This is a genomic window from Streptomyces sp. 4N124, from assembly GCF_052245395.1.
GTDB lineage: Bacteria > Actinomycetota > Actinomycetes > Streptomycetales > Streptomycetaceae > Streptomyces.
On the sequence record NZ_JBQQBS010000037.1, the window covers coordinates 24,380 to 49,338 of the forward strand.

Here is a 24,959-nt window from a genome sequence, read left to right on the forward strand (position 1 = left end):
ACAAACTGCAGTATGCGCTGCTGCCTATCCGCTCCCCTGTCGGTCCTGGCCGCCCTCCCCAACCCCTGCGACATCATGCGCTCCGGCGCACTGCTGGGGCCCGCTGTGCTGCGCGGTGCCCTCACGCGCGCCCAGCGGGCACGCCACGCCTTCCCCCACCACCCCGACGCTCTGGCCGCCGTACACCTCGAACTGGTCACCCTCACCGAGGACCGCGCGATCATCACCTGGTTCACCGGCATCCCCGGCACCGACGACGGCTGGGGCCATATGCTGCCCGCCTTCACCGAGGGCGAGGTCGTCTACGGCACACACCCCGGCCGGCTGACCCGTACCGCGTCCGAAGGCCGCCTGACCGCGCACCACCAGGTGGAGATCACCGGCCTGGAACCGGGCCAGACGTACTACTACCAGGCCCGCTCCCGCGGTACGGCCGCCACACCCACGCCCCTGCACCTCGTGCGCGGCAACGCGGTCGGCACCAATCTGCACGGCATCGGCTCGCGCGGCGGGCCGTACTCCTTCACCACGCCCCAGCCGCCGCCCGGCCGCCACCTGATGTCCATCGCCCTCTGCAACGACCTGCACCTCGGCGAGACCACCGCCGGCCGGGTGGCCGGAATGCCGATGCTGCGCGGCATCTCGCAGCAGCCCGGGCTCGCCCCGTATCCGGAGATCATGGGCCGGGCCCTGGTCGAGGAGGCGCGACGGCGCGGGGCTGACGTGCTGCTGGCCGCCGGGGACATCTCGGCGGGCGGCGCGCCGCGGGACCTGGCCGAGGCGAGACAGATCCTGGACGGTTTCGGCGTCCACGGGCGGGACTACTTCGTCGTACGCGGAAACCACGACCGCCCCGGGCCCGCTGGAGACACCTTCCGCGACGGCTTCCTGGGCGGCACGGGCCCTGGCTACCTCACCCACGACCTGGGCGGACTACGGCTGATCGGGCTCGACACCTACGAGAAGAAGGGCAACGGCGGCGACGCGGGCGGGCTCGGCGACGAGCAACTGTCCTGGTTCCGGGCGCGGCTGCGGGAACAGCGAGACCAGCCCACCCTCGTCTTCGGCCATCACCCGCTGACCGTCCGGGACTCCGTCTTCCCGATGGGGCGCGGCCAGCGGCTCGACCGCCGCCAGGCCCGGGCCATCGTCGACGCGTACGCCGCCTCGCCGGGCGTCTTCCTCCACCACGCGGGCCACACCCACCGCAACAAGCGCACGGTCCTGATGCGCGCACCGCACGTCACCCAGCAGGAAGTCAGCGCGGTCAAGGACTACCCGGGCGGCTTCTCCCTCCTGCGCATCCACACCGGCGGCTACGCCCTCAACTACTACAAGTGCGGCACCGACCCGGCCCGCGAGTGGAGCGAACGCAGCCGCCGCGTCGCCGGAGGCCTCTGGCCCCACCACGCCCTCGGCCGCTCCCCCGCCGACCGCAACAGCATGCGCACCCACGACCTGTCCGGCATCGCCGTCCCGCGCCAGCGGACCGCTTCGGCGGCTTTGCCGGGCGCGTCGGGGCTGTCGTGAGGGTAGCCGTATCGGTTCTTGTTCGCCGAAGTGGTCGTCCGCCCGCCGACGAAGTTGGGCATGGACCGATGTGGGGCGCTGATCAATACGCCTTCGTGCGGTTGAAGTCCGCGATGTTCAGCTTTACGTCGGCGTCATTGATCACTGTTGGCGACTCGCCTGTTGTCGTCTGGCCGGGCTGAACATTAGTGACGAATTCCGTCGAATTGGCCACGCGTTTGCCGCTTGGGTCGATCGCCTCCCACTCCCAGGAGTAGTTGGACTTCTCCGAGCTGTTGTTCTTGATCGTCCACGTCACCCAGATGTTTGTGAAACCAGCTTGGGAGCGGTCATCGAGCTTGAAGCTGATCAAGTCCTTGCGTTCGCTGGCTCCGGGTTCCTCCCGGCCGCCTTGGGGTGATTCCTCTTGTTCGGTCTGCTGCTCCTCGGTCTTCGTCGGACCAGTGGGCGCAGGAGTCGACCCGCCGTTCCCGTCGGTGTCGCAGCCCACGAACGTTGCGCCGCCGGCTGCCATCAAGACTGCTACAAAAGTTGCTGCAATGAGCCTGTGTTGCATGACCGTGCCCCTTGTTCTTTACAACCGTCGTACACCCGATCGATTGGCGCGGCACTTCGGGAGGCCCTTAAGAATCCTTCCGTGCAGGGCCGAGGAATCGCGCAGCGCTGTTCGGTCCTGTCCATGTGGGGAACTTGGTCGCCTGGCCCTCGACTGCCCGAACCCCTTGCTCGCTGCGGCGTCTGGTCACCGAGGCACCTCCCGCTCTTCACTGGCGATCTCACGGTTCGCGGCGAGGTCTGTCGCGACTCCAGCGGCCAGGGGTGCGGCGCCGAGGTGTGGCCGGAGCGACCCTTCCCGCTGTGTTGCGCTCTGAGGCAGCAGATCGCGCGTGATCAACCAGCGCACGGCTAGTGGTGCCCAACCTCGGCGTGCGCCAGACACACACCTCGGCCGTGCCGAGGACTCAGAGCGCATTGACCTGCTGCACCAGTTCCGCTCAAGTAGCTTGATCGGCATGGATCAGGGGCGGGTAGTTGAAGCGTTTCGTCTTGAGGCGGGGCAGCTCGCGCGGGCGATGACCGGGGTCTCGGCGGCCGAGTGGCGTCTGCCGACGCGGTGTGCGCCGTGGACGGTGAGCGATCTGCTGGCGCATGTCCGGGTGGTGATTGCCTGGCTGCCGGGCATGCTGGCCGCGCCGGCGCCGACTCGTGCCGAGGTCTCGGCAGTGGAGTACTACCGGCCCGACGACCGTTTCGCTCCGGACACCAACGCGGCTCGGATCGCTCTGGCCCAAGGTCATGCGGCCGCACAGCTCAGCGGTGCCGCGCTTGCCGACGACTTCAACGCCACGTGGCAACAGGTGGACCGACTGTGCCGGGCCGAGCCCGAAGGGCGTGTGGTTCGCACCCGGCACGGGGATCCGATGTTCCTGTCGGAGTTCCTGCTGACGCGCGTGGTCGAGGTCGCCGTGCACGGCCTGGACCTGGCCGACGCCCTGGGGCGCGAGCCGTGGCTGACTTCCCAGGCCGCCGATTTGGTGCAAGACCTTCTGCTCGGCCCGGACGGGGCAGCTGCGCTGGAGAAGCTGGGGTGGAGTCAGCTTCGCTTTCTGCGCAAGGCGACGGGGCGCGAGCCGATCACCAGGGAGGAAGCATTGGACGTCAGCCGCCTGGGCATCCGATGGCTCACGCTGGGCTGAGAACGGCGTCAACTGACCCCAGCGAAAGGGCAGATCTCAACACGCACGGCAGATCTCAGCACGCACTCATGGCGCGCGACGAGGCGGGCGGAGTCCCGACCTGGGCTTTGTCTTGTCACAGTCGTGTGACCACTCTGGCCCCCAGCACCTCGCCTACGCAGGATGTCCCCGGACGTACAACATCCTGGGGGAATCATGCGTATCCGTGCCACCACCGCAGCCGTCACCGCCGTACTCGCCGTCAGCCTTGTCGGCTGCAGCAGCGACAACGGCACCGACAGCAAGGCCGACACCGCTCCGAGCAGCGCACCTGCGGCTCCGAACACCGCGGACAGCAGTGGCACCTCCGAGGCCGACAAGGTCGCCCTCCCCGAGCCCACCGGCGACAAGAGAACCGCCGTCATCGCGGCCATGAAGGACGTCAATCCCAAGCTCGTCCAAGACGAGGACAAGGCCATCGAAAAGGCGCGCTACCAGTGTGTGAATCTCGATGGCGGTGTCTCGGACACGGTCAACAGTGCAATGGAACTGTTCTCCTACGACGGCGTCATGCTGACCGAGGACGACGCACGTCACCTCAACATCGGGCTGCGCAACACACTCTGTTCCGAAGCCTGATCAGCCACCGCCTCCGGCCCGGCCGCATCCGTATGCTGCCGGGCCTCGCCGTATCCGGCGTGTGCATCGTCTGCGGGCGGACGCGCACCCAGGGCCCCGGCGTTCTCCCCTGGTTGTCCGGCGCCGTCGCCGTGGCGAAGTGTGACGCCTGACAGACGAGTTGGGAGGGCGCTCGAACCTCGGCCGGGCGCCGATGAAACGGTTGACCGCCGTCCGGCTAATCAGCGGGTGAAGGGACCACCGACCGCCTTGGAGGAACGGGTGCCCTTAATACCTGAATGGGCGGCAGTGCCCGGACAACGCGCGAGCCGGGCCGCGCCGCCCCGGCCGGACGCCGCCGGATTCGCGGTGTTCTACGAGGAGAACTTCGACGCTGTCCTCGGGTTCGTGGCCCGGCGCACGTCGTGCCCGCAGGTGGCCGCGGACCTCACCGCGGACATCTTCGTCGCCGCACTGGAGGCCGCCGGTCAATACGACCCTGAGCGCGGGGCGCCCGCCGCCTGGTTGAAGGGCATCGCCCGGAACGTCCTGTTCTCCCATTACCGGGGCAACGTCCGCGAGCAGCACGCGGTGGCCCGGCTGAACGGACGCCGGCTGCTGGACGAGGAGGACATCGCCGTACTGGAGGAGCGGATCGACGCGGAACGGGCGGCGCGTGCGCTGGCCGAGCGGCACAGCGCGCTGAGCGAGCCGCTGCGCGAGGTCCTCGATCTGGTGGCCGTCGACGGCCTCACCCCGCGCGAGGCCGCCCAGGTCCTCGGGCTCAACCAGGCGACGGTGCGGGTTCGCCTGCACCGCGCGAAGCGCGCGCTGCGCGCCGAACGTCCGTCCGTCACCGACCGCGCAGAACACAGCTTGGAGGTTGTCTCATGAACACGCCCACCGGATTCAAGCAGCGCCTGGCGTCGGAGCTGTCGGCCATGGCCACGGCCCCGGCCCCCGTTCCGGGCACCCGGGCCCCGGCCCGTCGTCGGCGCATCCCGTTCACGGTCGCGGCGGTGGCGACGGCCGCCGTCGCGGCGGCTGTGGTCGTGCCGACGCTGACCGGCTCGGGCAGCTCGCCCGCGTACGCCGTGACCCGGCAGGACGACGGTTCGCTGATCGTGGAACTGAATCGTGCCGAGGGCGCGCCCGGCCTCCAGAAGCAGCTGAACAAGATGGGCGTGCGGGCGGCCGTCCTCGAGGGAGACGACCGCTGCGCCACGGGCGCGCCGCCCGAGGCTCCCGGCTCCCACGAGCGCTACCCGATGACGTTCAGCGACTCCGAAGCCCCCTGGATGGGCCACATCCATCCGGACCTGATCCATGACGGCGAGACGTTGCTCCTCGTGGCGGAGTCCAGGGACGACGGCACCACCCGGGCGGTGTCCTCCCGGCTGGTGACGAAGGTCCCGACGTGCAGCGTGCCGGGAATAGGCGGCGGCCCGGACGCGCACGCCTGACCCAGGACCGCCGCAGGGAAGCCGCCCATGACGGACGGTCAGCCGATCGACAGCCAACGATGATTCGAGGAACAGCAATGTCAGCACGTCACGCCACCGCCCGCAGCCTCCGTCCGAGCCGGGTTCGCACCGCTTTGGGCATCTCTGCTGCGGGCGCTGCGCTGGCTCTCGGCGGGGGCATCTCCGCCCACGCCGCAACAGGCCCGGCGACCGCCTCCACCGACGCGGAGGAGACGCACCCGGCTACCGCGGTGGCGTCCGCTTCCACCGGGAAGCACGCCAAGCCCGCCTCTGCCGGATCACACTCCAACGCCACGGCTGAGGCCCCGGTCCGCGCCCGCTGATCGGATTCCGGGTCGCTTCGGCGGCACGGCCTGAACGCAAGCTGCCCCGCCCGCCCGGTGCCCCGGGCGGGCGGGCCCGGGTACCCACGGCCTCCAGGGAGTTGGCGGTTCAGAGCAGTCACGCGGTGTGCTCGCGTACGTCCACGAGGGTGGCGCCGGCGTGGGCGATCAGCGTCTTGGGGTCCATGGGGAAGACGGTGTGCGGGGTTCCGGCGGCGGCCCACACGAGGTCGTGGTCGAGCAGGGAACCGTCGGCGAGGACCCGGGTCTTCGTGCGGTGCCCGAAGGGCGGCACGCCTCCGATCGCGTACCCGGTCGTCTCCCGTACGACGTCCGCCTTCGCGCGCGTCACCTTCTCGGCTCCGAGTTCCCGCCGCACCAGCTCCACGTCGACCCGTGAGGCCCCGTCCATCAGCACCAGTACCGGTACGCCGTCCGCCGCGAAGATCAGCGACTTGCAGATCTGGCTCAGCTCGCAGCCGATCGCGGCGGCGGCCTCGGCGGCGGTGCGGGTGGCGTCCGGGAACCGGCGGATGCGGCTGTGGAGTTCGCCGAGTCCCAGCTGTTGGAGTGCTTCGGCGAATCGGGGGTGGGCTCCGGAGGATTCGGTGGCGGAGGTCGTCATGAACGGCACGCTAACTCACAGCACCCTTGCTCTTCGCGTTCGTTTTCATCGGTGTCACCGCGCCCCGCGCAGAGCCCGCAGATCCCGCCGAGGGAGAAACCCATGTCCCGCTACCTGTTCGACAACACCGACGCCCGTACACCCGACCGCTTCTCGACCCTGGAGTCGTGCTACGACCCCGTCTCCCGCCGCCAGTTGGAACAGACCGGCCTGGCCACCGGCTTCCGATGCCTGGAAGTCGGCGGGGGCGGCGGCTCGTTGGGGGCGTGGATGGGGGACCGGGTAGGTCCGGAGGGGGAGGTCACGGTGACCGACCTCAACCCCCGCTGGGCCGAGTCCCGGCCCCGGCCACCGCAGGTACGCCTGCTGCGCCACGACATCGTCAACGACCCGTTGCCGGGCGGCGACTACGACCTGATCCACGCCCGGCTGGTCCTGCTGCACCTGCCGGAGCGGATCGCCGTATTGGAACGGCTCGTGTCAGCCCTGCGGCCGGGCGGGTGGCTCCTGCTGGAGGAGTTCGACTGCACCTGGATCCCCGTCCTCGCGACCCCGGATGACGATTCCATCGCCCTGTTCACCCACGTCCAGGCCGCGCTGCTGGCCCAGTTGGAGAAGGCGGGCGCCGAGGTGGCGTGGGGGCGCCGGGTGCCTTCGGCGATGACACGGGCGGGGCTCACGGACGTCACGGCTACGACGTACGCGGAATCCTGGGCGGGCGGCGGCACGTAGATCGACCTGCACCGCGTCACCTTCTCGGCCGTGAACGGCCGAGCTTGTGTACTCGGTCGTTCACACCTTGTCGCGCTCCCGGCTGCCCCCTACGACAGGACGGTCACGGGTCGCATCTCCCCACAATCCGGCCTGTTCAGGCTGGTGCGGGGACGGGTGCGGGGACGAACACCCACGCCGAGCGCGCGCGGTTGCGCACGTTGACCCCGGCGACGTGATCGGCAGGCCCAGCGAGACCGCACCGACGACAGGAGAAACGGTCCCGGTCGGGCCGGTTGGCCCGCGCGGTGTGCCCGCAGCGCGGGCAGCGCTGCGAGGTATGGGCCGGATCCACCTCCACAAACGGCACCCCGGCCCGGCGGACCTTGTAGGCCAGGTGCTGTCCGAGCTGGTGGAACGGCCAGGAAGACAAGGTGCCCCGCTGGTCGCGGCGAAGCCGTGCCCGGTCCCGGATCCCGTCGAGCTGCTCGACGGCAATCCCGCGACAGGTGCGTTGCGCGACGGACACGATCTCCTTCGAGATCCGGTGGTTCACATGGGTGGCATGGCGCTGCTCCTTCTTCGCCCGGCGGGCCAGGCGGCGGGTGGCCGAACGGCTTTGCTTTGCCTGGAGTTCGGCGCGTTTGCGGGCCTGCCAGCGCCGGTAGCGGTTCAGGCGACGGCCCTGGTAGTTGGTGCCGTCGCTGGTGGTGGCGAGGTTGACGATGCCGCGGTCGACACCGATCCAGTCGGTCGGCTCATACACGTCGGGATCGGGAATGTCGCAGGTCGCGATCAAAAACCACTTCCCGCCCCGCTGGACCAGATCGGACTCGCCCTTGCGGTACTCGGCCAGCGTCTTGAGCTGGTCCGACGAGCCGGTGTAGCGGATGCCGCGCAGCCGCCCGTCCACCGTCCAGATCGACACCGTCCGCGCGTCCGTCTGCCAGGACAAGCACCGGTCGTCGAACGGCTGCGCCGCCTCGGGCCGGAAAGTGACCGGCGAGCCGACCGCCTTGCGGTACCGCTTCGACTCGGGGCCGCCCAGCCGCCCGGCTTGCAGGCTCGCTGCGAGCGCACCGTAGGCGTCCACGACCTTCTTCACCACCCGCACCGCGGGCTGCGCCGACAGCCCGAAGGCGGCCTTGATGTCCGCGTAGACCAGTTTCTGAAGCCCGTTGCGGTCCTTGATGCCCGATTGGAAGGCGGTCCGGGAGACGTGGTCGGCGGCCCGGTTGCAGGCACGCAAGGTCGCCTCCAGCGCCGCCGCCTGCTCCGGCGACGGCAACAGCTTCACCTGCACCACCAGCTTCACGAGCCCAAACCTAGGTAGCACCTCGCACACCCGGGCGGATTTCGCACATCTCCACCCATCCGCGCGACCATCCAGGACGCGTGTGCGAATTCCCCGGCTCCGCCGAACAGCATGTGGGCACTCCGTGCCCGGCCATGGGACGCGGTGACGCTCCGCGTCACCGGTTCGAGATGCGATTCCTCCCCGGCGTGAACGCCGGGGAGGAATCGCAAGAATCAGGTGAATATGGAGCAGGCGGAGGTGGGGCTTCGGGGGGATGGCGTTACGGAGGGGGAGCTGCGGCGGTTCTACGCGTTGCTGAAGAACCCGGGGTTTGTGATCAACTCCTATCCGCTGATCAGCACGCGGGGGCGGCGGCCGGAATCTGGCGAGGGCGAATTCCGGTGACCGTCGGGGCCGCCCGCTTCTTTGGCAGTGTCGTGCTTCCGCGACCCGAGTAAAGGGCGCTCCGCTGCGCTACGCGTCGGCTACGCCGATTCCGCTTCGCTCCACCCTTGACTCGGCTCACTCCAGCACGAGTGAGAAGCGAACGAGCGGCCCGGAGAGGTGGGTGGCCGACGCATGTTCGCGGCCAGGTGAGCTGGGATGCCGGCCGGGATGAGCGGCGCGGCCGCGCCTCGCCTGCACGCCGGGTCGGCTCAGCGGCTTGCGGGGCGGTGGGTGGTGCGCGGTCGTACCCCGCGAGGCATATGGGCCTCGCGGGCCCTGCCAGAGCCGGTAATTGGCAGATTTGGGCCAGCCTCTGTGCTGCCGACCGAGGGGTCCTGGCTCAGGGATGGCCCGAACGTTCCAATTGCTGCTTTCCGGCGGGCCGGGAGTGGCGGGTCGGGCTATCCCAGTACCGCCGTGTCGGTCAGGGGGGCGAGGTCGAACTCGATGCGGACCTCGTCCGTGAGTCGCAGGGCGCCGGCGAACGCCTTGTACGGCTTGATGCCCCAGGTGCTCTGTACGACGGTGGCGGCGCCGTGCACACCCCCCTCGGCGTCCAGGCGCGCCTCAAGGGTGATCGGATGGGTCGTGCCCATGATCGTGAGATCGCCGGTCACGGTGAAGGCGTGCGGGGTGCCTGCGATCTCGGTCGACGTGAAGGTGATGCGCGGATGCTCCGCAGTCCTGAGGATCTTCTCTCTGATCGTCCGCTCGATGTCCGCTCGGTCGTCGTCCGTGAGCGGCTTCAGGCCTCCGACTCCCTCCCGGACCTCCAGGGAGTCGACCTCGATCGAGGTGACCACGGACGACTTGCCCGGATCGGCGACATCGACCGTGACATCCCCGGACCAGCGGGTGACCTCGATCGTCAGGTCATGGCCGGCCTTGCGGCCCAGCCCGGCGCGGCTGGTCTTGATCCGTAGCTGCCCTGTGTCCGAGCCGATGTGGTGCTTTCCGCTTACAGGGTCCATACGGCCAACATACGTCCGGCCCCTCGTCAGCGCCTGACCTGCGTCACGAAAACCGCATTGTGGGGGCGGGGTCGGTCCCGGACGGGCAGCATGCGGTGATGACCTCGACGCCCGCCGGGACCCATGACGTCACACCCGCCGCCGTACGCCCCTATCGCCCCGCCGATCGCGAACGCCTCGACGACATCTGTGTTCGCACCGCCCACGTCGGCCAGGACAGCCGCCCCCACTACGCCGACCCCGGCATCTTCCCGGTGATCTTCGCGCAGCCCTACGTCCATCTGGAACCGGAGCTGGCGTTCGTACTGGACGACGGGCAGGGGCAGGCCGTCGGTTACATCCTGGGGACCGCGGACACCCCACGCTTCGTCGAGGGCTTCCGGGCGAAGTGGCTGCCGAGGGTGGCGGACCGGTATCCGGAGCCCAGCGATCCGCCGCGCACGCTCGATGACGAGATCGTCGCGCTGCTGCGCCGTCCCGAGCGGCTGCTGCTGCCCGAGGTCGCCGACTACCCCGCCCATCTGCACATCGACCTGCTCCCGGAGTGGCAAGGACGCGGCTACGGACGGGAGTTGATGCGGGCGTTCCTGCGGGCGCTGCACAGCAGGGGTGTGCCGGCCGTGCATCTGTCGATGCTGACCGCCAACACGCCCGCGAGAGCCTTTTACCGTCGTCTCGGCTTCCATGAGATCGCGGTGCCCGATCCGGGGCCGGTCACGTATCTCGGGCGCGGCACGGAGGCAGCAGAAGGCCGGTGAAGGCCGCCGTCCCCACGGAGCCCTCACCGGCCGGTCCTACGGAATCCGGTACCTCAGACGCGTACCAGCTCCCGTTCCTCGTCCGGATCCGCGTTCTTGCGGTCCTCCGCGGTCCTCAGGCCCTCGCCCTCGACATCCACGTTGGGCAGCGCTCGGTCCAGCCACTTCGGCAGCCACCAGGCCTTGTGGCCGAGCAGTGCCAGCACCGCCGGGACGATCGCCATCCGCACCACGAACGCGTCGAAGAAGACCGCGATCGCGAGGCCGAAGCCGATCATCTTGATCATGGACTCGCTCGAGCCGATGAAGCCGCCGAAGACCGCCATCATGATCACCGCGGCGGCGGTCACTACCCGGGCGCCGTGCCTGAAGCCCGTGACGACCGCTTGGCTCGGCTTCTCGCCGTGGACGTACGCCTCGCGCATCCGGGTCACGAGGAACACCTCGTAGTCCATCGCCAGGCCGAAGACCACGCCGACCATGAAGATCGGCATCATCGACATGATCGGGCCGGTCTCCTCGACACCCATGAGGCCGGCCAGCCAGCCCCACTGGAAGACCGCGACCACGGCACCCAGCGCCGCCAGCACGCTCAGCAGGAAGCCGAGGGCCGCCTTCAGCGGGACCAGGATCGAGCGGAAGACCGCGATCAGCAGCAGGAACGCCAGCCCCACCACCAGCGCCAGATACGGGACCAGCGCGTCGTTCATCTTCTGCGAGAAGTCGATGTTCATCGCGGTGGTGCCGGTGACCAGCACGTCCGCGTCCGTGTCGGACTTGATCTGCGCGCCCTCGTCACGGATGGAGTGGACGAGGTCCTCGGTCTGTGTCGAGGAGGGCTTGGAGTCGGGGATCACGGTGATGGTGAAGGTGTCCCCGGCCTTGTTGAACGCCGCCGGGCTGACGGATACGACACCGTCCAGGCCCTTGATGTCATCGATCGTGGTCTGCGCGACCGCCTTCGGATCGTCGCTGCCCTTCGCGTCACCGGCGATCATCAGCGGCCCGTTGAAGCCGGGCCCGAAGCCGTCGGAGAGGGTGTCGTACGCCCGTCGCTGTGTCGTGGACGTGGGCTGCGAGCCGTCGTCGGGAAGGCCCAGCTCCAGCGAGGCGACCGGAACCGCGGCGGCTCCGAGACCGATGACGCCGAAGAGGAGGACGGCGACGGGACGGCGTACGACGAAGCTCGCCCAGCGCGTGCCCATGTTCGGCTTGGTCTGCGCCGCCGCGGACTTCCGGCGGCCGAACAGCTTGCTCTTCTCCCCCGCCGGCTGCACCTTGCGGCCCGCGTACCCGAGCAGCGCCGGGATCATCGTCAGGGCGATCAGTACGGCGATGACGACCGTGGCCGCCGCCGCGAAGCCCATCTTCGTCAGCATCGGGATGTTGACGACCGCGAGTCCGGCCAGCGCGATCACGACCGTGAGGCCCGCGAAGACGACCGCGGAGCCCGCCGTACCGACGGCCCGGCCGACGGCTTCCTCTCGGTCCCGGCCCTCGGCGAGTTCGGCCCGGTAGCGGGAGACGATGAACAGCGCGTAGTCGATGCCGACCGCGAGGCCGATCATCGTGGCCAGCGTGGCCGTGGTGTCGCCGAGGTCGAGGGCGTTGGCCAGAGCCGTGATGCCCGAGACGCCGATGCCCACGCCGATGAGCGCCGTCAGCAGCGGCAGTCCGGCCGCGACCAGGGAACCCAGGGTGATGACAAGGACGACCGCGGCGACGGCGATACCGATGATCTAGGTGGAGCCGGTCTCGGGCGTCGCCTGGAGCGCGTCACCGCCGATCTCGACGGTCAGTCCGGCATCCCGCGCGTCCTGCGCGGCGTCCTCCAGCGCCTCCTTGGAGGCGTCCTTCAGTTCCATGCCGGAGACGTCGTACGACACCGCCGCATACGCGACCGTTCCGTCCTTGCTGACCGCGTTCGCCTTGAACGGGTCGGCGACGGAGGTGACCTCGGAGCCGTCGGACAGGTCCTGGACGGTCTTCTCGACGGTCGCCTTGTTGGCGGCGTCGGTCATCTTCTCCCCGTCGGGCGCCTGGAAGACGACCCGCGCGGTCGCGCCGTCGGCGCTCATGCCGGGGAAGCGCTCCTCCAGCAGGTCGAAGGCCTTCTGGGCCTCGGTGCCGGGGATCGAGAAGGAGGCGGAACCCGCCGCGGGGGCGCTGGCCGCGCCCACACCCGCGAGCGTCAGCAGCGCCACCCATATCAGGGCGACGAAGTGGCGTCGCCTGAAGGCGAGCCGGCCGAGTTTGTAGAGAAACGTTGCCACGAGGGCGTACTCCCGGTCAGGTCGTGGGTGTAACAGGGCAGGGGTGATCAGCCCGATGGGTGGCAGGCGTGATCGGCCCGACGACGTGAGCGGTTACGTCAGGTGAGGCTGCTGTGGGGAATTACCGGTTGTGGAGAATCACCGGTTGTGGGGAATCACCGGTTGTGGGGAATCACCGGTTGTGGGGAATCACCGGTTCGCGGATACGCCGAGGGCGGGGAGGACCACGGCATCGATGTACGAGGTGAGGAAGGCCCGGGTCGGCGGCCGGTCCTCGATCAGGCCCCGGGCGACGAACGCACCGACCATCATGTGCGTCACATAGCCCAGCGCCGGGTTGTCCGCCCGGATCTCACCCCGGTCGACGGCCCGTTGCAGCACACGATCGAACTCCGCCATTTCCGGCTCGACGAGCTTTTCGCGGAACTCGCGCAGGAGGTCGGGGTTGTTGTGCACCGCCATCGCCAGGCCTCGCATGAGCCCGGCGTTCTGCTCCATCTCGCAGTCGTCCGTCTGCTCCATGTGGGCGTGCAGATCGCCCCGGAGCGTGCCGGTGTCGACGCCTTCGAACGGACCGGGCTTGCTGTGCCGCACGGCCTTCACGACCAGCTCGGGCTTGCCGCCCCACTGGCGGTAGAGGGTGGCCTTGCTGGACCGGGTGCGGGCGGCCACGGCGTCCATGGTGAGGGCGTCGTAGCCGACTTCGCGGAGCAGGTCGAGCACGGCCTCGTACAGCTCGGCCTCGCGCTCGGGCGTGATCCGACTGCGACGCACCGTTGCGGCCTCAGCCATCCCACTCACCTTCTCCTGCTCCTCGCCGGAGCGACCCGGCTTCAACGACGCTGCTTCGAACGACACTGTTTCGTACGTCACGAATGTAGCGCAGACTCCCGCGAAACGAAACCGTTTCGTACGTGTGCTGCCTCACGTGTGTTCGTTCCGCATAAGTTGCCCGGGCCCATCGACGGGAAAAGCATGGGGAGGTGAGCTATCTGCGCCTGCCGCACCTCAGCGGCGACCTCCTGTGCTTCGTGACCGAGGACGATCTGTGGCTGGCCCCCCTCGACGGACCGGGCCGAGCCTGGCGGCTCACCGTCGACCGCACCAAGGCCGGCCACCCCCGCTTCTCGCCCGACGGCCGCCATATCGCGTACACGAGCTGGCGCAGCCTGGTCCCGGAGCTCCATGTGGTGCCGGTGGACGGTGGCGCCGGACGGCAGCTGACGTACTGGGGCAGCGCGGACACCCGGGTGTGCGGCTGGACCCCGGACGGCGACATCCTCGCCGTCGCCTCCCACGGCGAGCCCTTCTCCTACTTCACCTGGGCCTACAAGGTGACCCCCGACGGCGACCCCGGCCGCAAGCTCCCCTGGGGCCCGGTCTCCGACATCCAGGTCGCCGACCTCGACGGCGAGCGCAAGACCCTGCTCCTCACCGGCACCCCGCCCCACGAACCGGCCGCCTGGAAGCGCTACCGCGGCGGCGCCATGGGCCGCCTCTGGCTGCACGGCGACCGGCTCCTCGCCGACCTCGGCGGCCACCTCGAATCCCCCCTGTTCGTCGGCGGCCGCATCGCGTTCCTCTCCGACCACGAGGGCGTCGGCAACCTCTACTCGTGCGCCTACGACGGCTCCGGCCTGCGCCGCCACACCGACCACGACGCCTTCTACGCCCGGCACGCCGCGAGCGACGGCACACGCGTCGTCTACCAGTGCGCGGGCGACCTGTGGATCGTCGACGACCTGACCGCCGACTCGAAGCCGCGCAAGCTCGACGTACGCCTGAGCGGCCCCCGCGCGGGCCGCCGCCGGTATCAGGTGCCCGCCGCCCAGCACGTGGACGGCATCTCCGTCGACGAGACGGGCCGCGCGAGCGCGGTGATCGTACGAGGAAGTCTGTACTGGCTGACCCACCGCGACGGCCCGGCCCGTACGATCACCGACACTCCGGGCGTACGGGTCCGGCTCCCGGAGATGCTCGGCAAGGTCGGCCAGGTCGCGTACGTCACGGACGCGGGGGGCGAGGACGCCGTCGAGATCGCGTACCTGCCGCGAGCGACGGGCGACCGCGCACCCCGCCGCCTCGCCTCCGGCGAACTGGGCCGCGTCCTGGAGTTGGTCTCCGACCCCCAGGGCGAGCGCCTGGCGATGGCCTCGCACGACGGACGCCTCCTGCTCATCGATGCGACGGAGGACTCCAACGGCGAGGTCACCGAGCTGATCAGCTCGATCAACGGCCCGGTACGGGACCTGGCGTTCTCCCCCGACGGCGCCTGGCTGACCTGGTCGCACCCGGGTATCGGCCGCTCGCTCCGCCAGATCAAGATGGCGAGGATCAAGGACCGTTTCATCGTCGACGTGACGAACGGCCGCTTCGAGGACGAGAACCCGGTCTTCACGCGAGACGGCCGCTATTTGTCCTTCCTCTCCTGGCGAGGCTTCGACCCGGTGTACGACGTCCACACCGGCGACCTCTCCTTCCCCCTCGGCTGCCGCCCCTACCTGGTCCCGTTGTCCTCCGCGACCCCCTCCCCCTTCGCCCTGAACCCCGAGGGCCGCCCGGCGGCGGGCGGCCTGGACCCGGTGGAGGACGACGAGGGCGGCGACGGCGCGGTGACGGTCGAAGTGGAAGGCCTGGAAAGCCGAGTCACCCCCTTCCCGGTCGCCGCCTCCAAGTACTCGGCGCTGTACCCGGTGTCCGGCGGCGGACTGGTCTGGCTGCGCTGGCCTATCTCGGGCGCGCTGGGCGAGACGTTCGCCAATCCCGACGACACGACCGGCCGCCCCACCCTCGAATACTTCAACATCACCAAGGCGAAGAAGTCCGAACTGGTCGAGCACCTGGACTGGTTCGCGGTGAGCGGCGACGGCACCCGCCTGGTCGTCGTCGACGAGGGCGACCTGCGAGCCGTCCCCTCCACCGAATCAGGAGACAGCGATACGACCGTCTGGATCGACCTCCGCCGCATCCTGCACGAGGTCGACCCGGCCGCCGAGTGGAACCAGTCGTACGAGGAGGCGGGCCGCCTGATCCGCGCCTACTTCTGGGAACCCGGCATGTGCGGCATCGACTGGGACGCGGTGCTGGACCAGTACCGCCCCTTGCTCGAACGAGTGGCCTCCCCCGACGAGTTCGCGGACCTGCTCCGCGAGGTACTCGGTGAACTGGGCACCTCCCACGCCTACGTCTCCGCGGCCCGCCGCAACGAAGGCCCCCCGCACTACCAGCGCTGGCAGGGCCTCCTCGGCGCCAACTTCGTCCGCAGGGACGGCGGCTGGACGGTCAAGCGCATCCTGCCCGGCGAGTCGTCCGACTCCAAGGCCCGCTCCCCCCTCGCCGGCACCGGGATCCGCGAGGGCGCGGTCCTGACCCACGTGGACGGCCGCCCGGTCGCCCCCGACACAGGCCCTTATCCCTTGTTGGCGGGAGCAGGCGGTACGACGGTGGAGCTGACGTTCACCCCGGCGGAGGGCGAAGGCCGCTCCCGCAGGGTCGCCGTGGTCCCCCTGATCGACGAACGCCCCCTGCGCTATCAGGACTGGGTGGCCAAACGCCGCGCAGTCGTACGCGAGTTGAGCGGCGGCCGCTGCGGCTACCTCCACATCCCCGACATGGGCGGCTCCGGCTGGGCCCAGTTCAACCGCGACCTGCGCATGGAGGTCTCCCGGCCGGCCCTCATCGTCGACGTCCGCGGCAACGCCGGCGGCCACATCAGCGAACTCGTCGTCGAAAAACTCACCCGCACCATCCTCGGCTGGGACCTGACGAGAAACGCCCAGCCGGTGTCGTACGCCTCGAACGCCCCAAGAGGCCCGGTAGTCGCCCTGGCCGACGAGGCGACTTCTTCGGACGGCGACATGATCACGGCAGCCTTCAAGCTCCTCAAGCTGGGCCCGGTGGTCGGCCAACGCACCTGGGGCGGAGTAGTCGGCATGACCGGCCGCCACCGCCTCGGCGACGGCACGGTCATCACGGTCCCCATGAACGCGGCCTGGTTCGACGCCTACGGCTGGTCCATCGAAAACCACGGCGTCACCCCCGACTTGGAAATCCTCCGCACACCACTGGACTGGGCAGAGGGCAGACACGCCCAGCTGGACGACGCGGTGAAACTGGCCCTGGACCTGCTCCAGACGTCGCCTCCGGCAACGCCGCCGGACTACTCACACGTACCGGACCGCTCTCGGCCCAAGTTGCCGCCGCGCACGGTGGATTGACATGCGGAGAACGGCGTATTGACGGCGCATCACCTCGACGGGATCGTTGCTCTTCAGCCGAAACACGGGGGAGGCTGTTGATGAATTCTTCCGGCCTGTACAACCGGGGAGAAAGCCCGTTCGAAATAGACGATTCGAAGCTGCTGGACGATGCGATCTCGACGGTGATCGGGAATCCCGAGATCAAATCCACCATCGCCGAGCTGCAAAACCCTATCGATCTCGCAGCCAAGGTCAAAGAGCACCGGAGGAACATCCTGCACAACATCGCGGACCCGCTGAACCGGGCCCGCACGCTCGGCGACCGGCTGAACGAAGAACTGATCACCTCGGACGAATTCCTCACGAATCTCGTCTCCGCCTCGGCGGGTCTGCGTTCCGCCCAACGCGCCATCCGGGACGCGCTGAGCGGATCGGCCGGTCGTACGACCCAGCCCTACGAGGTACTCCTGGCGAACGCCCGCGAGTATCGGGCGACAGCCGAGTCCGTCCTGGCCTCAGGGGTGGAAAGGCACTTCAAGGCGGTCCTGCGAGCCGTGACGCCACCTTCGGCCGCAAGCGCGTCCGAGGATTTCCGCGCCGACCTGGAGATCGAACTCGCCGGGCTCAAAGAGGTTCGGCACCAGATCGACGAGATGGCGAGGCGGAGATTCGCGCAACTGGTGCCACCGGCGCGCAGTCAACTCGGGTTCAGGGCCCTGGAGGGACAGTGGGAAGCGGCCGTCCACGAACTGTCGCAAACCATCGAACTGACCGTTCAGAGCTTTGTCCTGACCGATCTCAACTCCGAACTGGCACAGCAGTACAACACGCGTATGCGAGTACGTTCGGCGGAAGGACTGCGCGAACGGCTCACTCGCGAGAAAGTCGTCCGGACACCCGCGTACGACCAACTCGACGTCATGATGCGGCAACGGCAGGGGGGCAGTTTCGGCATCTCGGGTCCGCGCGGGGTCGGAAAGACGACACTCATCGAGTTCTTCACCAAACTCGACGGCGTCCGGGACAAAGACGGTCCCGAGGAAAAGCAGGCATTGGGGGCGCAGGTGTCGGCGCCCGTCCAGTACGACCGGGAAGAGTTCGTGCTGCACCTGCACGCCACACTCTGCCGCAAGATCATCGGTTCCGACGGGGACCGGGCCCTCGATGCCCCGAACAGTGAGGAGTCGAGGATCCGCATACCTCTCGTTGCCCATATCGGCATGACGTTCGTGGGTTCGGTGTTCCTCGTCGCAGCGACGGCTCTTCTGGTTCACGCCTTCGCGGTCCCACCGGTCCCGACTGACCTCCAGGTATGGGGCGGGGTTTCCGCGAGCGCGGTCGCGGCCGGACTGCTCGGGTATCTCATGGCCGTCACTTTCGCTCTCCTGATCGACGTGGTGGCCCAGCCTCGGGCCTCGTCCGTGGAGTTCGCTGCGTGGCAGGGCCCCAGCGTCCGGCGGTTGTACCTCGCCTCCCGTCTGTTTCTGCCCGTCGCGGCGGCGGGGGCCGCACTGTTCGTCCTCGCTCCCTCGTGGGACGGGACCTGGACGTTCCTGCTCGGCGCGGTGACGGGCGCGGCCGGACTGTCGGTGCTCTCGGTCACCGCCGGCCCGCTCGTCCTGCGCCGGTCCCTGTCGGAGAGCTCGGTCGGTCTCCTCCTCTCGCACGCCGCCTGCTCGGCGAGCCTGGTCGAGGCCGCCGTCGACGAGTTGCGCCGCATCCGTTACCAGCAGTCGTTCAGCAGCGAGCGGTCCATGGCCGGAAGGGTCGGGGGCAACCGCCGGTTCCCGCTGGCCATGGAAGCGGGGGTGAAACAGGGCACAGCATGGGCCGAGCGCCGCCGTACCTACCCCGAGATCGTCACCGACTTCCTGAACTTCCTGGTCAGGGTCGTGCAAGAGTGCCACGTCGTCATCGCCATCGATGAGCTCGACAAGATCAAGGACGGGGACTCCGCGCAGGACTTCCTCAATGACATCAAAGGGATCTTCGAGGCTCCTGGCTGCTTCTTCCTCGTCTCCGTCTCGGAGGACGCGGCCGGGAACTTCGAGCGCCGGGGCGCGCCCTTCCGTGATGTGTTCGACAGCGCCTTCGACGACATGGTCACCATGGACCGCCTGGGCCTGGCGGATGCGAGGAAGATCCTTTACGGTCTTCTCCTCGGCTGGACAGAGCCCTTCATCGGGCTGTGCTACGTCCTGTCCGGCGGTCTGCCCCGGGATCTGCACCGCAGCGCCCGAGGCGTCATCGGGGACGTCTTCCGGGAACACGGGAACGGAAAACCCGAGATAGAGCTCGAGAACGCCATGCTCGACCTGCTCAGGCGCGAATGCGGCGGCCGTCTGCGGGCCGTGCGGAAGTCAGTGACCAGCGACTCGCTGGACGCGGCGGGCCTCGGCCTGCTCGACGTGCTGGACGGCATCGAGCCCGACGAGCGCACGACCGCAGCGCACTTCAGCCGGTGGCACGACGAGCTCCACCGTTGGACGTCCGCCCGGAGCGCCACACCGGACACGGCCCAGCAGCCGCGCGCCGTCCGGCTGGGGAGAGAACTCGAGGCATTCATGTACTTCACCTCGACCGTGTGCGACTTCTTCGCCACCGACCGGATCTCCACGCGGATGCGGGAGGCCCGCAACGCGGTGCCCGGCAGGAAGTGCCTCGATCGACTGGCCTCGGCCCGCCACGCGATCTCCCTCGATCCCGGCGCCTCCCTGTGTCAGACCAAGAGTTTCCGGGAGGCCTGGGGCCTCGACTGAGCGCCGGAACGCAAGTTGGGGTGCCCCTCTCACGGGGCACCCCAACTGCCAGTCGCGACGCGTCAGGCGTCGTAGTCCTGGTTGAACCGGTCCTCTTCCTCCCGCCGGAGGCGTTCCGTCTCCTCATCACGCGGCCGGCCACTCCGCTGAGGCTCCTGCTCCTGCCCCCGCTCCTCGCGCTGGCGCCCATGCTCTTCCCGCTGGCGCCCCTGCTGAGCCTTCTCCTTGGCCTGCTGCTGCCACTGCTCGGCCTGGTCCTGGAACTTGTCCTTCATGCCCATGTGGTTTCACTCCCGAAATGGGTGAGGGGGATCGGGCTCGACCAGCCTCACACGCGGTGTGACGCTCCGCATGTCGATCAGTTACGCCGCGTAACCCGCTCCTGCTCATCGGCGGAGCCGCCCGCACCGACCAGCCCCGTCCGCATGCCCTCCAGCCGATGGGCGAACCGCTTCATCTCCCGCTGCCCAACGGTCCCGATGACCCCGGGCAGATACCCCCGCACGCCCTGCATCCCGCGCAGCCACCACTGCCCGTACACATGGCTGGACCGCCGCTCGATGCCGGCGACGATCCGGTCCACCGCGGGACCCAGCGGATACGTCTTGTTGGCGGGCCAGGGCAACCGCTGCCGCAACTCCCGCATCACATCGTCCTGGTCGGCCCCGCGCACCATGTCCGTGTCGGTCCACGACAGATACCCGACCCCGACCTTCACGCCCTGGTACCCGACTTCGGCCCGCAGGCTGTGCGCGTACGCCTCGACGCCCGACTTGGACGCGCAGTACGCGGTCATCATCGGCGCCGGAGTGATGGCCGCGAGCGAGGCGATCTGGAGCAGATAGCCGCGGCTCTCCCGCAGCACCGGCAGGAACGCACGCGCCGTCACCGCCGACCCGATCAGATTGACCTCGATCACCCGCCGCCAGGCGTCCGGATCGGAGTCGGCGAAGGGACCGCCGGTCGCCACACCCGCGTTGGCGACCACGATGTCGACCTTCCCGAACCGCTCCTTCACTTCGCCCGCCACCCGCGCCATCGCCTCGTGGTCGGTGACGTCGGCGTGCCAGTGGTCACTGTCGCCGTGCAGCCGGTCGGCGACCTGCTTGAGCGCGTCCGGCTCCAGGCCGACCAGCGCGAGCTTCGCGCCGCGCGCGGACAGCTTCCGGGCGAGCAGTTCGCCGACGCCGCGCGCGGCCCCGGTGACGACCGCGACCTGCCCCTCCAGGCTGACCCTGCTCATGCGCCCTCCTTGACCTGTGCGTACGTCGTGACGAGTTCCCGTATCTTCCCGGTGACCAGCTCCGGCGCCTCGATCGGCGTCATATGGCCGAGGCCCGGCAGTTCGGTGATCCCGACGCAGTTGGGCAGTGCGGCGACCAGCGAGCGGGCGTGCGCGACCGGCGTCAACCGGTCCGCCGTACCGACGACGACGGCCGTCGGGACCGTCAACTCCCTTACGCCGTGGACGACATCGAGCAGGTCGAGCACCTGCGACCAGGCGTACCGCACCTTGCGCGGACACGCGTGCACGATCCGCGCGCACGCCTCGACCATGTGCGGATTCGAACCCGGGCCCATCGTCGCGTACTTGAGGATCCGCCGGGCGAGCGGCGTGAACGGTCCGAGGGGCGCACGGGAGCCGAGGATCCGCCGGGTCAGCGCGGTCCGCAGCCGCCCGGCCCGCATCGGTACGACCGTCGACTCGGCGACCAGCCGCGACGCCCCTGTGCTGCACAGCAGCACCGCCGCCGCATGCCGCCGGAACCCGGGCCGCGTGGAGGCGGCCATGACCGTCATCCCGCCCATGGAGTGGCCGGCGAGCACGGCCTTCTCGCCCGGCGCGAGAGCCGCTTTCAGTACGGCTTCGAGGTCGTCCGCGAGCGCGTCCGTACTGCAGGCGCGGCTCGCCGGGCTGCGCCCGTGGCCACGCTGGTCGTAGGCGATGACCCGGTGATCGACGGCCAGTTCGCGTATCTGGGCCGCCCAGAAGGCGGTGGAGCAGGTCCAGCCGTGGGCGAGGACGACGACGGGGGCGTTCTCGGGGCCGTGCAGCTCGACGTGGAGCCGGGCGCCGTCGGCGGAGACGGCGGTGAGCTCGCGGGCGGGGACGGGTGGGGCGTACGGGCCTGAGGCCACGTGCATCAGACGGCTCACGCGTCCACCTCGGCCTTCTTCTCCGCGGACACCCGCAGGACGTCGTACTCCGACAGATCCACCCGCCGCGTCGCCCGCCGGAACTCGGTCGTCGTGCCCGGCCAGATGGTGGTGTTGCGGCCGCTGGCGTCCAGGTACCAGCTGGTGCAGCCGCCGGTGTTCCACACGGTGCGCTTCATGCGCTCCTGGACCTTGTCGTTCCAGGCCTGTACGGCGTCCGGCCGGGCGTCGAGGGCGGCGCGACCGCCCAGGACGCTCAACTGCCGTACGAAGTCGGCCAGGTAGTTCAGCTGGGACTCGATCATCAGGATCATCGAGGAGTTCCCCAGCCCCGTATTGGGCCCGATGAGGGTCATCCAGTTGGGGAACCCGACCGCCGAGGCTCCGCGCAGCGCGTTCATGCCCGTCTTCCAGGCCTCGGCGAGCGTCCGCCCGTCCGTGCCCACCACCCGTTCGGCGATGGGCATGTCGGTGACGTGGAAGCCGGTCCCGAAGATGATCGCGTCGACCTCGGCCTCGCTGCCGTCGGCGGCGACGAGGGTCGATCCGCGGACCTCGCTCAGCCCGCTCGCGACCACGTCGACGTTGGGCTGGGCGAGCGCCGGATAGTAGTCGCTGGAGAGCAGGATCCGCTTGCAGCCGATGCGGTAGTCGGGGGTCAACTTGGCGCGCAGGGCCGGGTCCTTGATGGAACGGGCCATGTTGCGTTTGGCCAACTGCTCCACCAGGCCCAGTTCGTTGGGGTGCTTGGTGAAGGCCTGGACCTGCAACTCCCGTATGCCCCACAGCAGTCCACGGCGGGCCTGGGCGGTGAAGGGCAGGGCCCGGTGCAGCGCGCGCTCCGCGCCGCTGATCGCCCGGTCGACGCGGGGCATCACCCACGGCGGGGTGCGCTGGAAGAGGGTGAGCCGCTCGGCGAGGGGCTGGATGGCCGGCACGATCTGGATGGCGGAGGCGCCCGTCCCGACCATGGCGACCCGCTTGCCGCGCAGGTCGTAGTCGTGGTCCCAGCGGGCCGAGTGGAAGACCTTCCCGGGGAAGGAGTCCAGCCCCGGGATGTCCGGGGTCTTGGGCTCGGACAGCGGCCCGGTGGCGGAGACGACGATGTCCGCCGAGAGGGAGCCACTGCTCGTCTCGATGTCCCAGCAGAGCCGCTCGCCGCTCCAGGTCATGCGCTGGACCTCGGAGTTGAAGCGGATGTGGGGCCGGAGCCGGAAGACGTCGGCGACATGCTCCAGGTAGGCGCGGATGTGCCGCTGCCCGGAGAAGGTGCGGGGCCAGTCGGGGTTGGGCGCGAAGGAGAACGAATACAGATGGGACGGCACATCGCACGCGCACCCGGGATAACTGTTGTCCCGCCAGGTGCCGCCGACGCTGTCGGCCCGCTCCAGGACGACGAAGTCGGTGACACCCTCGCGCCGCAGCCGTACGGCGGCTCCCAGCCCGCCGAACCCGGACCCGACCACCGCCACCCGCACATGCTCGTGCTCCTGCTGGGCCATGCCGCCTCCACGCATCCGCTCGCGACTCTGCCAGTGAACACTGGCGCAATGGGAGAGTAGGGCAGGACCGTACTGATGGGTAGGGGTCCTGCGCGGGAAAGTTACCGGCGGTACAACATAGGCTTCCGGCGTGGCAGAAGACGGAGGACGACGCGAGTACCGCATGGAGGAGCTGGCCCGCCTGGCCGGCATCACCGTCCGCACCCTGCGCTTCTACCGCGAACGCAAGCTGATCCGGCCACCCCGCCGCGAGGGCCGCATCGCCTGGTACGACGACCACCACCTGGCCCGCCTGCGCACGATCGCGGCACTACTGGAACGCGGCCACACCCTCAACGGCATCGCGGAGCTCGCGGAGGCCCTCGAACACGGCCGCGACGTCGCCGACGTACTCGGCGTCGACACCCCCACCGAAGAGGAGCCGGTCCACCTCACCCCCGAGGAACTCGCCGCCCGCTTCGAGGGCGAGGTCACCCCGGAAAACCTCGCCGCCGCGATGGACCTCGGCTACCTCGGCACCGACGGCGACGAGATCGTCCACGTCAGCCGCCGCCTCCTGGACGTATCAGCCGCCCTCGTCCGCGAAGGCATCCCCTTGGCGGAAGTCCTGGCAGCCGGCAAACAGGTACGCGAACACGTCGACGCCCTCGCCGAACTCTTCGCCGACGTAGTCCTCCGCCACGCCACAGAGGACGACATGCAACGCCTGCGCCCACTGGCCCGGAGCGTGGTGGAGGCGGAACTTTCGCTGGCGATGGACCGGCGGATGCGCAAGAAGGGCTAGCGGTCGTAGACCACGGTCACGGGCGCGTGGTCCGACCACCGCTCCGCGTGCGTGGCCGCCCGCTCGACGTACCCCTTGAGGGCCTTCGCGGCCAGTCCGGGCGTCGAGACGTGGTAGTCGATCCTCCATCCCGCGTCGCCGTCGAAGGCCCGCCCCCGATACGACCACCACGTGTACGGCCCCGCCACATCCGGATGCAGCGCCCGCACGACGTCGACGTACTCGTCGAACACCCGGGACAGCCACTCCCGTTCCTCCGGCAGGAAGCCGGAGTTCTTGGTGTTGCCGCGCCAGTTCTTGAGGTCGGTCTGCTGGTGGGCGATGTTCCAGTCGCCGCAGACCAGGACTTCGCGGCCGTCGGCGGCGGCGCGCTCGCGCAGGTCCTTCAGGTAGGCGAGGAACTCGCCCATGAAGCGGACCTTCTCGTTCTGCCGCTCGGTGCCGACCTCGCCGGAGGGGAGGTAGAGGGAGGCGACGGTGACACCGGGCAGGTCGGCCTCGACGTAGCGGCCGCTGGTGTCGAACTCGGCCGAGCCGAAGCCGACCTGGATGCGGTCGGGTTCGCGGCGGGAGTAGAGGGAGACGCCGGCGCGGCCCTTGGCGGCGGCGGGGGCGTGTACGACATGCCAGCCGTCGGGCGTGCGCACATGCTCGGGCAGCTGCTGCGGCTCGGCGCGCACCTCCTGCAGGCACAGCACGTCGGCTTCGGTCTCCGCGAGCCACTCCACGAAGCCCTTCTTCGCGGCGGCGCGCAGCCCGTTCACATTCACAGAGGTCACAGTGAGCACCCGGGCACCCTACCGGCACACTGGACAGAGTCTAGATTTCACCACCTCATAGATATA

Annotated in this window: 21 protein-coding genes and 1 pseudogene; 11 read left to right on the top strand and 11 right to left on the bottom strand. The window is 69.4% G+C overall.

Features of this window, described 5'->3' with window-relative positions; genetic code table 11:
- Positions 1-12: 12 nt before the first annotated feature.
- Entirely contained in the window at positions 13-1,530 is a 1,518-nt protein-coding gene (locus ACTWQO_RS30980) for a metallophosphoesterase (RefSeq protein WP_443240679.1), read from the top strand.
- An 82-nt stretch (positions 1,531-1,612) separates the two neighbouring features.
- On the opposite strand, the gene ACTWQO_RS30985 is transcribed toward ACTWQO_RS30980, so the two are convergent.
- Positions 1,613-2,086, bottom strand: a complete 474-nt coding sequence (locus ACTWQO_RS30985) for a hypothetical protein (protein ID WP_443240680.1) — start codon at positions 2,084-2,086, stop codon at positions 1,613-1,615.
- A gap of 457 nt (positions 2,087-2,543) precedes the next feature.
- Between ACTWQO_RS30985 and ACTWQO_RS30990 the strand changes: the two genes are divergently transcribed.
- The 4 genes from ACTWQO_RS30990 to ACTWQO_RS31005 all read left to right on the top strand — a co-directional run bounded on the left by ACTWQO_RS30990 (position 2,544) and on the right by ACTWQO_RS31005 (position 5,287).
- A complete protein-coding gene (locus ACTWQO_RS30990) occupies positions 2,544-3,227 on the top strand; it encodes a maleylpyruvate isomerase family mycothiol-dependent enzyme (protein ID WP_443240681.1) in 684 nt (227 codons plus the stop codon).
- 195 nt (positions 3,228-3,422) lie between these two features.
- Positions 3,423-3,845 carry a hypothetical protein gene (locus ACTWQO_RS30995; RefSeq protein WP_443240682.1) on the top strand — a complete coding sequence of 141 codons (423 nt, stop codon included), beginning with the start codon at positions 3,423-3,425 and terminating at the stop codon, positions 3,843-3,845.
- Positions 3,846-4,133: 288 nt separating this feature from the next.
- Complete coding sequence (locus ACTWQO_RS31000; protein ID WP_443240683.1) at positions 4,134-4,718, top strand: RNA polymerase sigma factor; 585 nt, start codon at positions 4,134-4,136, stop codon at positions 4,716-4,718.
- Positions 4,715-5,287, top strand: coding sequence for a hypothetical protein (locus tag ACTWQO_RS31005; protein WP_443240684.1), 573 nt, complete (start codon positions 4,715-4,717; stop codon positions 5,285-5,287). Before ACTWQO_RS31000 ends, ACTWQO_RS31005 begins: the two co-directional genes overlap by 4 nt.
- A 462-nt stretch (positions 5,288-5,749) precedes the next feature.
- Here ACTWQO_RS31005 and ACTWQO_RS31010 read toward each other — a convergent pair whose 3' ends face one another.
- Positions 5,750-6,256, bottom strand: coding sequence for a YbaK/EbsC family protein (locus tag ACTWQO_RS31010; RefSeq protein WP_443240685.1), 507 nt, complete (start codon positions 6,254-6,256; stop codon positions 5,750-5,752).
- A gap of 102 nt (positions 6,257-6,358) precedes the next feature.
- On the opposite strand from ACTWQO_RS31010, the gene ACTWQO_RS31015 reads away from it, so the two are divergent.
- A complete protein-coding gene (locus ACTWQO_RS31015) occupies positions 6,359-6,988 on the top strand; it encodes a class I SAM-dependent methyltransferase (protein WP_443240686.1) in 630 nt (209 codons plus the stop codon).
- Between the two features lie 136 nt (positions 6,989-7,124).
- Here the strand turns inward: ACTWQO_RS31015 and ACTWQO_RS31020 are convergent, their stop codons facing one another.
- Positions 7,125-8,282, bottom strand: coding sequence for an RNA-guided endonuclease InsQ/TnpB family protein (locus tag ACTWQO_RS31020; RefSeq protein ID WP_443240687.1), 1,158 nt, complete (start codon positions 8,280-8,282; stop codon positions 7,125-7,127).
- Between the two features lie 225 nt (positions 8,283-8,507).
- On the opposite strand from ACTWQO_RS31020, the gene ACTWQO_RS31025 reads away from it, so the two are divergent.
- A complete protein-coding gene (locus ACTWQO_RS31025) occupies positions 8,508-8,669 on the top strand; it encodes a hypothetical protein (protein ID WP_443240688.1) in 162 nt (53 codons plus the stop codon).
- A 443-nt stretch (positions 8,670-9,112) separates the two neighbouring features.
- Here ACTWQO_RS31025 and ACTWQO_RS31030 read toward each other — a convergent pair whose 3' ends face one another.
- Complete coding sequence (locus ACTWQO_RS31030; RefSeq protein ID WP_443240689.1) at positions 9,113-9,682, bottom strand: YceI family protein; 570 nt, start codon at positions 9,680-9,682, stop codon at positions 9,113-9,115.
- A 98-nt stretch (positions 9,683-9,780) separates the two neighbouring features.
- On the opposite strand from ACTWQO_RS31030, the gene ACTWQO_RS31035 reads away from it, so the two are divergent.
- Complete coding sequence (locus tag ACTWQO_RS31035; protein WP_443240690.1) at positions 9,781-10,440, top strand: GNAT family N-acetyltransferase; 660 nt, start codon at positions 9,781-9,783, stop codon at positions 10,438-10,440.
- Positions 10,441-10,493: 53 nt separating this feature from the next.
- Here the strand turns inward: ACTWQO_RS31035 and ACTWQO_RS31040 are convergent.
- A pseudogene (locus tag ACTWQO_RS31040) lies at positions 10,494-12,713 on the bottom strand (MMPL family transporter).
- A 189-nt stretch (positions 12,714-12,902) separates the two neighbouring features.
- Positions 12,903-13,505, bottom strand: a complete 603-nt coding sequence (locus ACTWQO_RS31045) for a TetR/AcrR family transcriptional regulator (protein WP_443240691.1) — start codon at positions 13,503-13,505, stop codon at positions 12,903-12,905.
- A gap of 191 nt (positions 13,506-13,696) precedes the next feature.
- On the opposite strand from ACTWQO_RS31045, the gene ACTWQO_RS31050 reads away from it, so the two are divergent.
- A complete protein-coding gene (locus ACTWQO_RS31050; RefSeq protein WP_443240692.1) occupies positions 13,697-16,930 on the top strand; it encodes a S41 family peptidase in 3,234 nt (1,077 codons plus the stop codon).
- Positions 16,931-17,010: 80 nt separating this feature from the next.
- Positions 17,011-19,671 (top strand): hypothetical protein, encoded by a 2,661-nt coding sequence (locus tag ACTWQO_RS31055; protein WP_443240693.1) that lies wholly within the window; start codon positions 17,011-17,013, stop codon positions 19,669-19,671.
- 62 nt (positions 19,672-19,733) lie between these two features.
- On the opposite strand, the gene ACTWQO_RS31060 is transcribed toward ACTWQO_RS31055, so the two are convergent.
- From ACTWQO_RS31060 to ACTWQO_RS31075, 4 genes are all read right to left on the bottom strand, one after another.
- Positions 19,734-19,952: a hypothetical protein gene (locus ACTWQO_RS31060; protein ID WP_443240694.1), complete on the bottom strand. Its 219-nt coding sequence runs from the start codon at positions 19,950-19,952 to the stop codon at positions 19,734-19,736.
- Between the two features lie 77 nt (positions 19,953-20,029).
- A complete protein-coding gene (locus ACTWQO_RS31065) occupies positions 20,030-20,914 on the bottom strand; it encodes an SDR family oxidoreductase (protein WP_443240695.1) in 885 nt (294 codons plus the stop codon).
- Positions 20,911-21,828: an alpha/beta fold hydrolase gene (locus tag ACTWQO_RS31070; RefSeq protein ID WP_443240696.1), complete on the bottom strand. Its 918-nt coding sequence runs from the start codon at positions 21,826-21,828 to the stop codon at positions 20,911-20,913. Before ACTWQO_RS31070 ends, ACTWQO_RS31065 begins: the two co-directional genes overlap by 4 nt.
- Positions 21,825-23,330, bottom strand: a complete 1,506-nt coding sequence (locus ACTWQO_RS31075; protein ID WP_443240697.1) for a flavin-containing monooxygenase — start codon at positions 23,328-23,330, stop codon at positions 21,825-21,827. The genes ACTWQO_RS31070 and ACTWQO_RS31075 overlap by 4 nt, the downstream gene beginning before the upstream one ends.
- Positions 23,331-23,493: 163 nt before the next feature.
- Here ACTWQO_RS31075 and ACTWQO_RS31080 point away from each other — a divergent pair, with 163 nt between their 5' ends.
- On the top strand, positions 23,494-24,114 hold the full coding sequence (locus ACTWQO_RS31080) for a MerR family transcriptional regulator (RefSeq protein WP_443240742.1): 621 nt from the start codon (positions 23,494-23,496) through the stop codon (positions 24,112-24,114).
- On the opposite strand, the gene ACTWQO_RS31085 is transcribed toward ACTWQO_RS31080, so the two are convergent.
- Complete coding sequence (locus tag ACTWQO_RS31085; RefSeq protein ID WP_443240698.1) at positions 24,111-24,902, bottom strand: exodeoxyribonuclease III; 792 nt, start codon at positions 24,900-24,902, stop codon at positions 24,111-24,113. The two genes, ACTWQO_RS31080 and ACTWQO_RS31085, sit on opposite strands and share 4 nt — an antisense overlap.
- Positions 24,903-24,959: the final 57 nt, after the last annotated feature.